We start from the raw sequence: 15,698 nt of genomic DNA, 5'->3' as shown, positions 1-15,698 counted from the left end.
ATCGCCAGTTGCGGTGCCTCAAACCACCGAGGTGCCGCCGTCGAACTCGAGCGTCGCGCCGGTCGCAAATGTGCCGTCGACCGCCAGAAAATAGATGGCTCGAGCGACTTCGTCGGCACTGGCCAACCGCGCAAGTGGCACCGAGAGTTCCTTGGTGCGCAGTGCGGCGGCGGGGTCTGCTGCGGCCTCGATACCGGCCCGGAGCATCGGAGTGTCGATTGGCCCCGGGCAGACCGCATTCACTCGGATGCGCGGGGCAAGTTCCGCGGCGAGGCCACGGGTCAGGCCGACGACACCAGCTTTCGAGGCTGAGTAATGCACGAGCCCGGCCACGCCCATCGTGGCGAGGTCGGACGCCACGTTGACGACCGCGCCGCCATGCGGCAGGTAGTTCGCTGCCTCCCGGCACACGTAAAACGTGCCCGACAGGTTCGTGTCGATCGTCGCGCGCCACGTGTCACCGTCGAGTTGCTGCAGGGCTGCCTCTTGGGCGATACCGGCGGCGTTCACGACAACGTCGATGCCGCCGAAGTCCGAGTAAATCTGTTCGATCGTTTCGACCACCGCCCGTTCGTCCGCAATATCTACGACGTACCCGGACGCGAGTGGGGCCAGCTCGTCCTCGATTGTTTGAAGGGCGGCGGCGCGCCGGCCAAGGAGCGCCACTCGGGCCCCACGCGCGGCGAACAGTCGCGCGGTCGCCAAGCCGACGCCAGAGCCCGCGCCAGTCACAACGACGTTGAGATTCTCAAGCGACGCGTTCCCCCCCACCCGAGTGCCGGTTCGAGACTGTTCTTTGGTCCAACGCATGCCCGTGCAAACTCCCTTGTCATCACTGTCGCGACTCTGTGTGGACAAGTAGACCAAGCGGGGCATTTCCCTGGTTGTTCCAGATTGGAACATCTCGGGCCCGTGAAACGGAAATAGGCTCGCTGCCAAGTGAAGGCGATCCTGCCAACGCTTTTGAACCACGACGCCCGCATAGACTGGCGACGAAGGAGTCGACGTGACACAACAGCAGCGAATCGGTGTTGGACTGATTTCAGTCGGATGGATGGGGCGGCTGCACGCCCGCGCCTACTTGGCGACGCGACAGTTCTTTCCCGAGCTCGAAGCGCACCCCGAACTGGTGATTGCGGCAGACCCAGACCCCAACGGCCGGGATCATGCGACCACAGCCCTCGGCTTTCGGGAAGTGACGAACGACTACCACGAGCTGCTTGCGCACCCCGATGTCGACGTCGTTTCAATCTGTGCCCCGAATTTTCTCCACCACGAGATCGCCCTCGCCACGATTGCCGCAGGCAAGCCGTTCTGGATCGAGAAGCCCATGGGTATCAGCGCGACGCAGTCGCGGGAGATCGCCCAGGGTGCCGCGGCGGCAGGGCTCATCACTTCCGTCGGATTCAACTATCGCCACGCGCCCGCCGTCGCTGAGGCTCGTCGTCTCGTGCGCTCGGGTGAGCTCGGCACGATCACGAACGTGCAGATGCGCCTGCTGACGAGCTACGCATCCGACCCGAACGCGGTGTTTACCTGGCGATACGAAAAGGCCCGCGCGGGCACTGGTGTGCTCGGCGATGTGCTCTCCCACGGTTTTGACCTTGCCCAGTTCATCATCGGGCGCATCACTTCGTTGAATGCGATCACCGAGACCTTCATCACTGAACGTCCGCTGCCGGCCGGAAATTCCGCGAACTCCTTCAATAAGGGTGCGGCTTCCGACACTATGCGGAAGGTTGAGAATGAGGACTACGCGGCGGCGATCGCGCGGTTCGAGGGCGGCGCCGTCGGTTTCCTCGAGTCGACCCGTGTGGGCATCGGCCCGCACGCCCAGTACATCCTCGAGGTATACGGCACGAAGGGCTCGTTGCGCTGGAACTTCGAGCAGATGAATCAGCTCGAACTCGCCACGGATCTCAGCGGCTATCGCACGATCCTCACGGATCCCTCCATGGGCGAATTCGCGAGGTTCCAGCCGAATGCTGGTCCCGGCATTGGCTTTAACGACTTGAAGACGATCGAAGCGTCGCTGTTTATTCGCTCCGTTCTCGAGAACAAGCAGCTTGCGCCATCGGTTGCCGACGGCTGGTCGGCGTCGGAGCTCGTCGATGCTTCGCTTCGGAGCGCCGATTCCGGCACGTGGGTAGACGTGCCGGAAGTCTCAGGCAAAACCACGTTCAACGCTGAGTAGACGAACTAGATCGGGCCCGTAGTAGCAACGACGGGCCCGATCTAGTTGTGCCATTTCCCGAGAAAGTTACGAATCAAGCCGAACGGTGCGGCGCTCGTGTGCCGAGCGATGCGCCGCATCCGCGATCACCTGAGCGGCTTGACCGTCCTGGAACGTTGGGCTCGTTGCGGCTTCGCGCCGCACGAGTCGATAGAACTCGGTCAGCTCGCGAGCGTACGCGGTCTCGTATCGATCCAAGAATGACTCGACGTATGGCGCCTTCGTCTCCACGCCTTCGGCGGAGGCCGCGTGCACAAGTGAGGCCGGGGCGTTCGCCACCTGCAGGAGCCCCTCGCTGCCGAACGCCTCCAGACGTTGGTCGTAGCCGTACGCGCTGTGTCGTGAATTCACAATCGAGACCAATGCGCCGGAGGCTCCCCGAAGGGTGACGTTCACCGTGTCGAAGTCGTCGTGCTGCTGCGCACCCGCGTCGAAGAGTGCACTACCGAACGCGCTCACTTCAACTACCTCGCCCACAAAGAAGCGTGCGAGGTCGAAATCATGAATGGTCATGTCTCGGAAGATTCCTCCCGACACCGCGAGGTAGTCGGCGGGAGGTGGCCCAGGGTCACGGCTCACCAACACGAGCTGCTCGAGTTGGCCGATGGCTCCGTTCGCCACGCGCTCATGCACCTCGGCAATCGCGGGGTCAAACCGCTGATTAAACCCAATCGCAACGGGCACGCCGCTCGCGGCGACTTTGGCGGCAAGCCCATCGACTCGGGTGAGATCGAGATCAATCGGCTTCTCACAGAGCACCGGCACGCCGGCGTCGACGCAGGCCTCAATGAGATTGACGTGCTGAGGCGTCGGCGCCGCGACGACGACCGCGTCGAGATCGCCACTGTCGATAAGTTCTCGCGGGTCATCCGTCACTTCGCTGCCGAAGCCCTTGGCCAACTGCCTCGCGCCCTCGATGTAAGGATCCGCGATTCGTGCCAGCACCGAATCTGCATGGTTGCCGATATGGCGGCCGTGAATTTGGCCGATACGGCCAGTTCCAATGAGGCCCACCCGGAGCAGAGAATCCGTCATCTCACTTCCTAATCCGCGAAACGGAAGAGTTTCTTGTTCGCGAACTCGAGCATCCCGGCCTTACCAATCTCTCGGCCGTATCCGGACTTCTTCACGCCACCGAATGGCACGTCGGGCCCGCCGAGCATGCCGGCGCCGATGAACACCATGCCGACATCGAGTCGGTCGCCGATTCGTTCCGCGCGTTCCCGGTCATCACAGATGACCACCGCGCTGAGCCCGAAGGGGGTCGCATTGGCCAACTCGATCGCCTCATCGTCACTCGAGACCCGGTACAGCTGTGCGACCGGGCCAAACAGCTCCTCCTGGTAGAGATCCATTTGCGGCGTCACTCCGGTCAGCACTGAGGGTGTGTAGACATTGCGCTGCGGCTCGTTGTTGCCGACGAGCAGAGTGGCCCCCGCATCAAGCGCGCCCTGCACTTGGCTTGTGAGATCACGAGTCGCCGACTCCGAAGAGAGCGGGCCGTAGTCGCCATCCGCGAATGACTGGCTGCCGATCGCCGCGGCGAACTTTGCGGCAAACTCGTCGAAGTAGCGGTCGAGCACAGCGATACGCTTCGTTCCGCTGCAACTCTGCCCGGTGTTGTCCATCCGACCTACGAGTGCGTGCTGCACCGCGGCATCAATGTCGTCAGTTTCAAGTACGAGGAACGCGTCGGAGCCACCCAGCTCCAGGACGCACTTCTTGAGCGCCTGGCCCGCCTGTGCGGCGACCGTCGCTCCTGCCCGTTCCGACCCGGTCAGCGAGACTCCCTGGATGCGGTCGTCCGCGATCATCGTGGAAATCTGCTCGTGCGAGGCAAAGACATTCACATAGGCGCCGTCCGGGAACCCAGCGTCGGCGAAGAGTTGTTGCAGTGCGAGCGCTGATTCAGGACACTGTGATGCGTGGCGCAGCACCACCGTATTCCCCAGGATAAGGTTGGGCACTGCAAAGCGGGCGACCTGATAATACGGGTAGTTCCACGGCATGATACCGAGAATCGCGCCGAGCCCCTGGAAGCGGAAAAAGCTGCGGAGACCGTCGGCGGTGGGAATCGGCTCATCGGCGAGCCATGCCTCGGCGTTGCGGGAAAACGCTCGAGCAATCGAGGCAGCGAAGTGCACCTCACCGGCACATTGCTTGAGGGGTTTGCCCATCTCACGGTTGATGATCGCGCTGAGCTCGTCGATGCGTTCCTCGAGGAGATCGGCGAATCGTGCAGCAAGCGCAGCGCGCTCACCGGTGGACCAGGTGCGCGACCACGTTCGGTACGTCGAGTGCGCAGCGGCGAGCGCGGCCTCAACCTGGTCATCTGTTGCGGCCGGATACTCAGCCAGGCGTTCTCCAGTTGCGGGGTTGGTGACGGCGAAAGTAGTCATAGCAGTGTCCTTTGTCGCGACGTTGACGGCTCGGCGGTCGAGCCGCACCGGTGAATGACATCCATCACCACCGGCGCGGCTCGACCGAAATCGGGCGGGTTACTTCGTGGACGGCGGCGTCGTGGCGCCGTAGAAGCGCTGCCGAGCGCGGCCCTCCAGGTGCTTGCGGGTTCCTTCAACGCTGCCGCTGCGCCCGGAGGTCATCGGCACGCCGACGTCCCAGAACTCACCGTTGCCGGTCAGGTAGCGGTAGGGCTCAACGTGCGCGACGATGACGGCGGGTCGGCCTTCGACCTCGTCGGCAGCCGCGAGCGCCGCCTCGAACTCTTCGAGGGTGTTCGTCGACCAGGCAGCGCAACCGAAGCTGGCCGCATTCTCGGCGATATTCACCGGAACGATGTCGCCGTCGAGGCGACCCGATTCGGCACCGCGGTGGCGCAGCTGGGTGCCGAATTCCGACCCTTCGCCGCCCTTCGACACCTGGAGCGGCCAAATGCACTGGTGACCGCTGTTGTCGATCACCACGACGACGATCTTCTTCCGTTCCTGCACTGCGGTCACGAGCTCGGTCGGCTGCATGAAGTAGGTGCCGTCACCGATGAGCACATACACGTCGCCGGGGAGCTCGGGCTGACCTAGGCGGTAGCCGATGCCGGCCGGAATCTCGTGCCCCATGCAGGAGTTCGCGTACTCGAAGTGAATCTCGGCACCGTTCGACGGATCCCAGGCCTTGTGCACGCCTTCAACCACGCCGCCCGAGCCGAGCACGAGCGCATCCTCGTTCGTCAGCTTTCGGTTGAGCTTTTCGATGACCTGTGCCTGACTCATCTGCTCGTCAGCAAAGTCCTGCAGGTCGTGTTCGAGGTTGGCCGCGGTCTGCGCGCGGGCAGCGTCAATGTCTGCACCGTAGCCGCCGTATACCGAGTACCCCTGTGCGGTCAGCGACTCGGTGAGGGCTGCGAGGGACCGCTTCGCATCACCGATGACGGGGAATGCGCCCATCTTGTGGGCGTCGAATGCGCCCACGTTGAGGTTGACGATGTTCACCTCGGGGTTCTGGAACAGAGTGTGCGACGCCGTCACGAAGTCCTGCAGGCGCGTGCCGACTGTGATCACGCAGTCGGCATCGCGCGCGAGCTTGTTGGCACCGACGGTACCGGTGACGCCTAGGCCACCAAGACCAAGTTCATTGACCGGACCAGCGCCCTTGCCCGCGTACGTCTCGGTGACGGGGATGCCAAAGGTCGAGCTGAACTGCTCGAGTTCGGTCTGTGCCTTCGAGTACCGCACACCGCCACCCGCGACGATGATCGGTCGCTTCGCCGCTGAGATGATCTCGGCCGCTCCCGCGAGTTCCTCCTCGGCCGCGAGGCGGCGACGGATGTGCCACACGCGCGGCGTAAAGAATTCTTCGGGATAGTCATACTCAGCACCCTGCATGTCCTGCGGCAGGCAGACGACGACAGCACCGGTGTCGACCGGGTCAGTCAAGACGCGCATCGCCTCGGGCAGGGTCGACAGGAGCTGCGCCGGGTGGGTGATGCGGTCAAAGTATCGGCTCACGGGGCGGAAACAGTCGTTCGCGGATACGTCGCGCTCGACGGGGTGCTCGATCTGCTGGAGCACCGGGTCGCCCAGGCGGTTGTTGATGATGTCGGCGGGGAACAGGAGCACGGGCAGACGGTTCGTCGTGGCGGTCGACGCGCCGGAGATCATGTTCGTCGAGCCAGGGCCCGCCGAAGCCGTGCAGGCAAGCGTCGCAGTGCGGTTGGCGGCCTTTGCGTACCCCGCTGCTGCGTGCACGGCGCTCTGCTCGTTCTTCGCCTGATAGAACGGGAAGTCGGTGCCGTACTCGTTGATGCCCTGGGCAAGGCCAACCGAGTTACCGTGGCCAAAAATTCCGTACATACCGCCGATCAGACGGCGGCGCTCCCCGTCGTACTCGCTGTACTGCACCTGCAGAAACTCAACGATCGCCTGTGCCACGGTGCGGCGGCGGACATTCCGAGTCTCCGCCCGGGTAGCGACAGCGTCAATGCTGCTCATGCGTTCTCCTCAATTTGAATGGGGCACGCGACGTGCGGTCTCGTGCGTTCTCCACACAGAATTTCAGTGCCGCAATTCGTCGGGGTGTGTCACTTTGGTACGCGGTCACCGAAGCGCATTCGCTTGCACTGCAAGCCAGAGTTCAAAGGAGTCGGAGTACGCCTTGAGATTGCGGCGTGTGATTTGTTCGATCTTCTTGATGCGGTACGCCAGGGTGTGTTCATGTAGGAAGAGCTGCGCCGCGGTCATGCGCAACTTGCCCTGGCACTCGAAGTACACCGCGAGGGTATGTACGAGCTCGCTCCCGTTCGCTGCATCATGTTCGATGAGTGGCCGCAAGGTGTCGTACGCAAGCCGCTCAACAACCAGCTTGTCGGGATGGAGCCACTGCAGAATCCCGGGGGTCGACTCGGCGACGGCCATGCGAATGTCACCGGTCCCGTCGGCCACGGCCAACGTCCAGCGCGCCTGCCGTTGTCGTTGCCTGAGCTCGGCCATGTGCACGAAGCGGTTGCTCGCACCGATGGTGAGGCCTATGCCGTGGGCAAGCTGCTCAATTTCGGCGTCACTGCACGCGAGAATCGCGGTGAGGTCGTCGCGCGCCAGCATGAGGTAGGGAATGCTTCGATCGGTAAGCCAGTCGCGTGCCTCGATCTCCACACGGTCTCGGTCGTCGATGGGTGCGAACGCCAGCACCCGCTTCTCGTCGTCGGCCAAGAAACCGAGTTGCGCATATCGCTGCTCCAGCTCATCGGTGACGTGTTCAGACTCGAGCGTTTGCGCGAAGAGCACACTCCGTTGCCGATGCTCGGCTTCGCGTCGACGTTGGTCATCGAGCGCATCGAGGTAGGCCAGTGAACTCACATGCTGCAGTGCGGCGAGGCCTTCGGGCTCCGCATCCGGGTGCTCCATCGCCACGAGGTAGGCCGAGACTCGATCTCCCACCGCGAGCGGCAGGAGGTATCCTCCCGGAACCATCTGCAACTCGGTCAAGCCCGAGTAGTGCGCGAGGTCGAGGTCGTCTGGCACCCAATCCCAGTCAGCGATCAGTGGCAGGCCCGCTGGCGTGAGCACGGCCAATCGGTACCCGGTGATGGCTTCGAGCTGCGTGTAGATCTCAGCGATCGGCGTGCGCCCGTCATTTCTCAACCTCAGGGTCTCGAAGATGCGCAGATGTCGCGACAGGCGGCTCCGCGCGGATCGTGCACTGACACCGGCGACCAGGTAGGACAGTTCGATAAACGGGGTTGCCCTCGGGATCTTCAGCACCGGAAATTCGAGCCTGTCGGCCTCCGCGAGCAATTCCGGCGTGAGTTCGGGCGCGCGCACGCTCACGGCGATACCGGCCAGACGGTGTTCCGCGAGCCTGCGCAGATACCGCACCTGACCGTCCGGGCGGTCCGGCACCCCGAACCCATTGACGATGAGCAGTTCACCGCCCTCGAGCCAGGGGCCCGGATCCTCCAACTCCGAGGTGTGCGTCCACAGCACGACGCGATCGGCGCCGCCCGCGCCCGCAACAAGTTCGAGGCCGAGGTGTGGCATCGCCACGAGCTCAGCGATTGTCAGCTGTGTGCCCTCGGATCCGTGTTCATCGACGTCCGCAGGCACTGCGCACACCCCTCACGTGCCACACCCCGGCCTCTCCCCTACTCCGCGTCGTAGCGGAAGGGTTCGTTGGGCCCAATCGAGGGGAGCGGGCTCGGCCGCTCGCACGTGCTCTCGATGTCGATGTGCTCACCTCGAGCCGCTGACGCTTCGAAGGCGAGCAGGATCTCCAGCACGTGGTACGAAAAGCCACCTCCCGTTCGCGGTTCGATTCCTTCCCGGATTGCGTGCCCGAACTCTGCCAGGCCAATCCCGCGGTAGGCGTCGTCTCGATGGGTGAGGGGCGTCTCTCGCCAGTCGCCTTCGCCCGGAGGCGTCATGTCGAGCGAAAGGTCGCGTGCCTCACCGCGGCGCAGCACCGGTGCACCCGAGAAGTGGTCGGGGTTCGGCGCCGCGATCGTGCCGCTCGTACCGTAGATCTCAAAGTGCGGCAGGTTGTGATTCCAGACGTCCCAGCTCAGCATAACGGTCGCAACTGCGCCCGATTCAAACTCGACAGTGCCGGTGACGGTCGTCGGCGTGTTGATGTTGATCTCACCGGCAAAGCCGCCCTTCCCATCCGGCCGCGGGCGCAGCTCCGAGCTGCGCATCGCTGAACCTGAGACTCGCGCCGCCGGGCCGAAGATGTTGATGAGGTTGGTGATGAGGTAGGGGCCGATATCCAGCATCGGCCCGGCTCCTTCGCTGTAGAACGGGTCAACATTCGGATGCCAGTACTCATAACCCCGGCACGCAAAGGAGGCGAAGGCAGCGACTGGCCGACCGATCCATCCGTCGTCGATGAGCTTGCGGCTTGTCTGCATGCCCGACCCCATGAACGTTGCCGGCGCCGAACCGACACGAACTCCGGCCGCCTTAGCCGCGTCCAAGATCTCCTGCGCCTCCTCAAGTGAAGTGGCGAACGGCTTCTCAGAGAGGACGTGTTTGCCCGCCGCAATCGCCTGCAGCGTCACGGGGGCGTGGAGCTTCGGCGGCGTGAGGTTGAGAACGAGCTCGACCTCATCGTCCGCAAGCAGTTCGTCGGGCGTTACCGCCTTGCCGATTCCATACTCCTCGGCGCGACGCTGAGCCGCTTCGAGGTTCACGTCGCCGATGGCGACGACGTCGACGTCGGCGTGCAAGCCAATCTTGTCGAGGTATTGGTTCAGCACATTACCCGCACCGATAATTCCAACCCGAATCGGGTCCATTTGCTCCTCTTTTCTCATCTTCAAGATCACCTGCCGACGGCAGGACAGTGAGGTCCCACCGGTAGATGATTAGCGTTGCAGTACGAAAGCGGGTGCCGGTGTCCCGATCTGAGACACCGGCACCCGCCTGTGCACGTGCGGTTACGCGGTTGCCCGCTGCGAGCGTTCCCGCTTGGTGGCCTCCACGTCGACGGCTCCGGCATCAATCACGACACCATAGTTGACCCGTGCCCCGTCGACACTCACGCGCAGGTCACGCACATCGAGCAGGACCGCCTCGGGGTCACGCTCGAACGGGCTGCCATAGCCACCGCCACCGGGCGTAATCGACACGACCTTCTCACCTCGCTTGAGGTCATAACGCCCCACAACCGGAATGTCGTGGCGCTCGCCCGTCTTGAGGTCCTCAACCCACGTGTGCGGCTCGGCGCCGTCGTGGCCGCCTCGAACGCCCTTCGGCGGGTTGAGCTTGCCCTCGATGCCGTAGGTCAGCGTGACCTCGTCAACGCGCGGCTCGATCGTCACGCGGGTACCTAGCCCACCGCGCTGGCGACCAGCACCACCCGAGTCAGCCACGAGCACGCGTTCATGCACGAGGATCGGGTACCGCTGCTCGTCAACCTCGACGCTGTCGTGATAGAGGAGGGCACCGCAGACCGGTCGCTGGTATGTCGGCCAACCATCGACGAAGGGAGTCGCGGGCCCGCCGACCCCGCCTACGAGAATCTGGTTGACATAGGCGTTGCCATTGCGTTCGTCGATACCCGAGATGACCGATTTCGCGGGCGCCTGCCCCGAGGCTCCCTCGGCCGCGCCATAGCCATCGTCGATGCTCGAGAAGGCGGCCTGCACCACATTCACGATGCGGTCGGCGAGGTTGGTCGTGCCCGAGGAACACGAGAACGGATGCTTCGGCACGCCGACCGCACAGCCCTCGCGCAATTCCACCTGAATCCGGCGGAAAGTGCCCGCGTTGCTCGGCAGATTCTCCGGCACGCCGGAGAGGATGCCCGCGAGGGCAGCGCCAGTCGCCGTCGCCCGCGTGAGGTTAAGACCGTTCGGGAGGTTGTCGGGGTTATCGCGCAGGTCGATCGTGATCTTGCCGTCCTTCGGCTTCACACTGATGGTCGCCTGAAGCGGCACGCCGTCGGGGTCGGTGCCAGGGAACGGGTCGTGCCGGGTATTGCCGTGGAGTTCGACTTCGGGCAGCTTCTCAATCGCGCTGATGGCGAGTCGCTCCGAATAGTCGAACCACGCGTCGACGAAGTCGACAAGGTCATCAACACCGAATTTCTCAGCGAGTTCCTTGATCCGACGTTCCGCGATGCGCGAGGCGCCCACCGACGCGAGGTAGTCGCCGTACCACTGATCGGGCACTCGAATTCGCGCGCGGCACATGCGCACGATGTCGTCGTTGTCAACGTAGTCGCGCTGCACGCGCACGCACGGGAAGATGAGCGCACCTTCCTCATAGACGTCTCGTGCCGTCGCGAAGAACGTGGTGGGCAGCGAGTCGCCGCAGTCGGCCTGGTGTGCCTTGGTCACGGCCGTGAACAGGTGCCGTCCATCGACGAAGACGGGGACAAGAATGCAGTGGTCGGCCGCGTGCGAGTTGCCGCGATACGGATCATTGTGCAGGAACGCATCACCCTCGCGGATGTCATCGTGCAGCTCGATCATGTCTTCGCCCAGCGGGCCGGCGCCGAACACGTGGACGGGCACGCCTTCGGCCGCAGCAAGCAGCTGGTTGTCCGCGGTGAGCACCGCACACGAGAAGTCGCGGGCCGTGTTGATGACCGAGGATCGGGCAGAACGGAGCAAGCCGTTCGTCATCTCCCGGACAATGCCGTCGAAGGCATTCGCCAAGACCGACAGCTTTACGGGGTCAAATTGACGCGTCATCGTTGCGTCTCCTTACGAACGAGGTAGATGTTGGAACGGTCGTCGAGCCGGGCATCCCACTTCGGCGGCACGACGATCGTGGTCGTCGGCTGGTCGATGATGGCGGGCCCAGAGATGTGTTCGCCCGGTGAAAGCGTGGCGCCGCGATAGCGCGGAGTGTGCTGCGAAGCGCCGCCGAAGACGATCTCGTCTTCGCGGTGTACCTCGGTCTCGGTGGCGTCGCTGTCGGCGACGGCGAGCTGCTCAGGGCGAGGAATCTCGACTCGGACTCCCCAGGTGATGATTTCGACGCGGCTGCTCGCGTCGTGGGTACCGTTGCGACGATCGTGCTCTTCATGAAAGGCACGCTCGATCGTCTCGGCGGCGTCGGCACCGGTCGGCTTTTCGCTGAGGTATACCCTGAGGTCCCATGCCTGACCGGGGTAGCGCGCATCGACGAAGTAGGCGTACTCGGCGTTAGCGTTCACGCGAGTGAAGCGCGCCGCAAACTCGTCTGCCTTGCCCTCGATGTCCTGAACCGCCTTCGCCGCCGATTCACTGTCAAACGAGTGGGTGTCGTTGTGCAGCGGTGAGAGGAACTCAGTGGCAATCGGAGCGCGGTGCGCCCCATAGGCAGCGAGCACACCGGCGGTTGCCGGAATGAGCACCTCGTCGGTCCCAAGGATCTCGCCGATGATCGCAGCGACCATGGCACCCGCGCCACCGCCAGCAACTAACAAGGCCCCGCGGGGGTCGACACCTTGCTCTAGTGCCGCCTGACGAGTCGCGGTCGCCATCTGATTCCCCGAAACTTCGAGGATCGCCTGGGCGGCGTCGTGCAGTTCCATGCCAAGAGGACGAGCGATGCGCGACGTAATAGCTTCAACTGCAGCGTCCCGGTCCAGCGTGAAACCGCCTTCAAAGCCTTCGATGTCGAGGTAGCCAAGCACAACGCAAGCGTCCGTCACGGTTGGTTCAGTACCCCCGCGGCCGTAGGCCGCGGGACCTGGGGTGCTGCGGGCACTCTGGGGGCCGACCCGAAGCAGGCCGCCGCCGTCGATCCACGCGATGCTGCCGCCACCCGCGCCGATGCTCGTCACCGCGACCGAAGACAGTCCGGTGAGGTGTCCAACAAACGGCTCACCGAGCCAGGCCTCACGAGTGTGACGCACGACGCCCTCTTCGACAAGCGAAACATCGAAGGTCGTGCCGCCCATGTCGCACACCACCACGGTGTCACGGTCAGGTGCGGCCGAGGCACCAACGAGCGGCGCCATAGAGGGTCCCGAGTTCAGCAGGAGCACCGGTCGATCGAGCACATCGACAACGTCAAGCACGGCACCCTCGGACGTCACGACCAGCAGGTCGCCGTCAAAGCCAAATCCGACGAGGTCGGCCTGAAGGTTGCCGAGATGGGCGGCCATAAGCGGCTTCAGCGAGGCGTCAATTGCCGCCGCCGACGAACGGCGGTACTCCCGGATGGTGGGATTCGCCTCATTCGAGAGGGTGAACGGGACGTCGGGAAGCACTTCCCGGATGAGTTCACCGATACGGCGCTCATGCGCATCATTCACAATCGACCACAGGCACGACACGGCGATCGACTCGATTCCTTCGGCCTTCAGCGTGGCAAGGATCTCTCGAACCTGGTCCTCGTCGAGTGCGGTGAGCACTTCACCGTCTGCGGCGATGCGTTCGTGCACCTCATACGTCAGTTCGCGAGGAATATAGGGCCCAGGGTAGGCGGCTTTCGAGTCGAAGGCATCGCGACGCCCCCCTTCCCGAAGGAGCAAGGTGTCGGCGAAGCCCTCGGTGGTCAGCATCGCCGTCTTGGCAACCTTGCCGGTGAGAACGGCATTGGTCGCGTGCGTCGTGCCATACACGATGACGTCGGCGTTACGAAGCACGACTTCACTGTCCCAACCAACGGATTCCGCGGCGCGGCGCACCGCGCCTTCGAACCCGGTGAACACGCGATCGTAGGTGGTGAGTGCCTTGCCGACCGCCATCTTGCCAGTGCTGGAGCCAACGACAACGTCGGTGAAGGTGCCGCCGGTGTCGACGGCGATACGGTACCGCGCATCGGCAGTACGAGTCTGCGTTTCAGTCATGAGTATTTTTGCTTTCGTTGTGATGAGCTGAAGTGGTTGCCGGCATTCATGCCCCGGATGCGACCGAGTTGCGCAGTACTCCGACTCGGTCGATCTCGATTTCGACAACGTCGCCTGCTGCGAGCCACACGGGCGGGGTGCGCTTCGCACCGATTCCCTCGGGCGTGCCGGTCGCGATTACATCGCCGGGCTCGAGTGAGAGGAATCCGGTGAGGTATTCGATGACCTCCGCAATCGGGAAGATCTGATGCCGGGTATTGGAGCGTTGCATTTCTGCCCCGTTGACTCGGGTAACAATGTCGAGCGCCTGCGGGTCCCCCACTTCGTCCAAGGTGACGAGCGCCGGGCCCCAGGGCGTAGCTCCATCCACCGCCTTACCCGCGAGCCACTGTGTGCCCCGGTACTGCAGGTCGCGAGCGGTGACATCGTTGAGCACGGTAAGCCCGGCAACATAGTCGAGTGCATCAGCAGCGGCGACGCCTTCTGCGCGCTTGCCGATCACGACGGCCAGTTCGCCCTCGAAGTCGAGGTTATCGGTGACTTGCAAGGCACCGATTTCGTCATTCGGCCCGATCAGTGACGAGGCAAACTTCGCGAAGATGTCCGGATACTGCGGCAGAGCCCGCCCCGTCTCAGCAACGTGATCCTTGTAATTGAGTCCGATGCACAGCACCTTGCCGGGCTTGGCGATCGGACCGAGCAACGTCACATTGGCCAGGGCATCGACTCGAGCATTCGGGTGTTGCTGCACCCGCTCAGCCACATTTGCCGAGAGTTCGCTCAAGCGGTCGCCAAATGCGGTGACGAATGCGTCCAGTGTGCTCGCGGCCGGAGCGTTATCTTCGTGAAAGAGCTGCGAGGCATCGTAAACATCGCCGTCAACGAGTACCCCGGCTCGGGCTGCCGACGCTGCGGCATAGCTCACCAGCTTCATTTGGTGTCTCCCTTGGTTGTCGTGGCGTCGTCGCGCGCAGCGACTTCGAGCACAGCGCTGGCAAGTCGGTCGGCGATGTCGTTCGCGACCGCGTCATCCATCGAGGTTGAGAGCGACAGCAGATTCGCGGGCGAGCCGAGCAGGCCGCGGTCGTAGGACGCCCACCAGAGGGCGTGCTGCGTCGATTCGCCGACCTTGAGCGCGCCCGCGGGGACTGCGCGCAGGAGCGATCCACGCCCGCGAACCTCCCAACCCGCGTCGGTAACTCGGTCGTTGACCGCCTCACGGGTGCGGTCGCCAAGTTCGTTGAGGCGTCGCACTTCAGCCCCGTCGAACCGACGTAGGGCCACCGCACCAGCGGCCATGCTCACCGGGTTACCGGAGAACGTTCCGCCGTGCGGAAGGCTACCCGGGCGCGTGGGGTCGACTTCCGCCATGAGTTCGGCTTTGCCGACGACCGCGCCAACGGGGAAGCCGCCGCCGATCAGCTTGCCGGTCGTGAGGAGGTCGGGCTCCACGCCATATTCACCGCTGATGCCGCCGTAGCCGAGGCGAATGCTAATGACCTCATCAATGATGAGCACAATGCCGTACTTGGTCGCGAGGTCTCGAGCGGTATTGACGAACTCCTGCGAGATGCTGAGGAGTCCCGCACGATTCGGCAGCAGGTCGAGAATGATGGCTGCGTAGTCGCGCGGCGCCGCCTCAACCGCACTCTTGAGTGCCTGGATGTCGTTGAGCGGTACCGGAGCGACGTCATCGATGACGCCCTTCGTGAGGCCACGCGACGCCGACTCCCCACCGGCAACGAGCGCGACTTCGGACGTCCCGTGATAGCCGCCTTTTGTGACGATGACCTTCTCGCGAGCAGTGGCTCCTCGGGCGATACGAATCGCCGACATCACGGCCTCCGTGCCGGAGTTGGTGAAGCGCACCTGGTCGAGCGCGGGCAGGCGTCGCAGCAGGAGCTCTGCGAGCTCCCATTCGGGTTCATTGGGAATGCCCCAGCTCGCGCCATTGCGGAGGGTCGAAATGGCTGCCTCGGTGATTTCTGGATCAGCATTGCCGTGGATCAATACGGTGAAGTTGTTGTTCGCATCGATGAGTTCTCGGCCCCGGTCATCCCAGATCTTGTGGCCTTCACCGCGTACCGCATAGGGGCTTGGCCGGCCCGTGTAGTACGTCGAGCGGCCGTACCCACCCGGCAGCAGCGGGTAGCCTCGCGGGCCGAAACGGGCGTGCGGGTCGACGTCGCCGGGACGGTTGATGGTGGTGGTGGATGTGTGTGCCATCTCT

At 63.8% G+C, this 15,698-nt stretch carries 11 protein-coding genes; 1 reads left to right on the top strand and 10 read right to left on the bottom strand.

From position 1 onward, the window contains the following. Nucleotides 1-18 precede the first annotated feature (18 nt). Nucleotides 19-810 (bottom strand): SDR family NAD(P)-dependent oxidoreductase, encoded by a 792-nt coding sequence (locus M3M28_RS00930; RefSeq protein WP_249386988.1) that lies wholly within the window; start codon nt 808-810, stop codon nt 19-21. 196 nt (nt 811-1,006) lie between these two features. On the opposite strand from M3M28_RS00930, the gene M3M28_RS00925 reads away from it, so the two are divergent. Then, entirely contained in the window at nt 1,007-2,194 is a 1,188-nt protein-coding gene (locus M3M28_RS00925; protein WP_431193852.1) for a Gfo/Idh/MocA family protein, read from the top strand. 66 nt (nt 2,195-2,260) lie between these two features. On the opposite strand, the gene iolG is transcribed toward M3M28_RS00925, so the two are convergent. The 9 genes from iolG to M3M28_RS00880 form a co-directional block, all read right to left on the bottom strand. Then, on the bottom strand, nt 2,261-3,268 hold the full coding sequence (iolG, locus tag M3M28_RS00920) for an inositol 2-dehydrogenase (protein WP_249386987.1): 1,008 nt from the start codon (nt 3,266-3,268) through the stop codon (nt 2,261-2,263). Nucleotides 3,269-3,276: 8 nt separating this feature from the next. Then, nucleotides 3,277-4,632 (bottom strand): aldehyde dehydrogenase family protein, encoded by a 1,356-nt coding sequence (locus M3M28_RS00915; RefSeq protein ID WP_249386986.1) that lies wholly within the window; start codon nt 4,630-4,632, stop codon nt 3,277-3,279. A 99-nt stretch (nt 4,633-4,731) separates the two neighbouring features. Further along, entirely contained in the window at nt 4,732-6,678 is a 1,947-nt protein-coding gene (iolD, locus tag M3M28_RS00910; RefSeq protein WP_249386985.1) for a 3D-(3,5/4)-trihydroxycyclohexane-1,2-dione acylhydrolase (decyclizing), read from the bottom strand. 105 nt (nt 6,679-6,783) lie between these two features. Further along, complete coding sequence (locus M3M28_RS00905) at nt 6,784-8,289, bottom strand: PucR family transcriptional regulator (RefSeq protein ID WP_249386984.1); 1,506 nt, start codon at nt 8,287-8,289, stop codon at nt 6,784-6,786. 38 nt (nt 8,290-8,327) lie between these two features. Beyond that, nucleotides 8,328-9,476: a Gfo/Idh/MocA family protein gene (locus M3M28_RS00900; RefSeq protein WP_249386983.1), complete on the bottom strand. Its 1,149-nt coding sequence runs from the start codon at nt 9,474-9,476 to the stop codon at nt 8,328-8,330. Between the two features lie 141 nt (nt 9,477-9,617). Beyond that, nucleotides 9,618-11,378 carry a hydantoinase B/oxoprolinase family protein gene (locus M3M28_RS00895; protein WP_249386982.1) on the bottom strand — a complete coding sequence of 587 codons (1,761 nt, stop codon included), beginning with the start codon at nt 11,376-11,378 and terminating at the stop codon, nt 9,618-9,620. Next, nucleotides 11,375-13,576 (bottom strand): hydantoinase/oxoprolinase family protein, encoded by a 2,202-nt coding sequence (locus M3M28_RS00890; RefSeq protein ID WP_249386981.1) that lies wholly within the window; start codon nt 13,574-13,576, stop codon nt 11,375-11,377. Before M3M28_RS00890 ends, M3M28_RS00895 begins: the two co-directional genes overlap by 4 nt. Further along, nucleotides 13,515-14,402 (bottom strand): fumarylacetoacetate hydrolase family protein, encoded by an 888-nt coding sequence (locus M3M28_RS00885; RefSeq protein ID WP_249386980.1) that lies wholly within the window; start codon nt 14,400-14,402, stop codon nt 13,515-13,517. Before M3M28_RS00885 ends, M3M28_RS00890 begins: the two co-directional genes overlap by 62 nt. Beyond that, entirely contained in the window at nt 14,399-15,694 is a 1,296-nt protein-coding gene (locus M3M28_RS00880; protein ID WP_249386979.1) for an aspartate aminotransferase family protein, read from the bottom strand. Before M3M28_RS00880 ends, M3M28_RS00885 begins: the two co-directional genes overlap by 4 nt. Nucleotides 15,695-15,698: the final 4 nt, after the last annotated feature.

It is taken from the genome of Gulosibacter sediminis, assembly GCF_023370115.1.
In the GTDB taxonomy this organism is placed as follows: Bacteria; Actinomycetota; Actinomycetes; order Actinomycetales; family Microbacteriaceae; genus Gulosibacter; species Gulosibacter sediminis_A.
The sequence above is the reverse complement of the archived record's forward strand: the minus strand, read 5'-3'. Positions and strand labels throughout refer to the sequence as shown.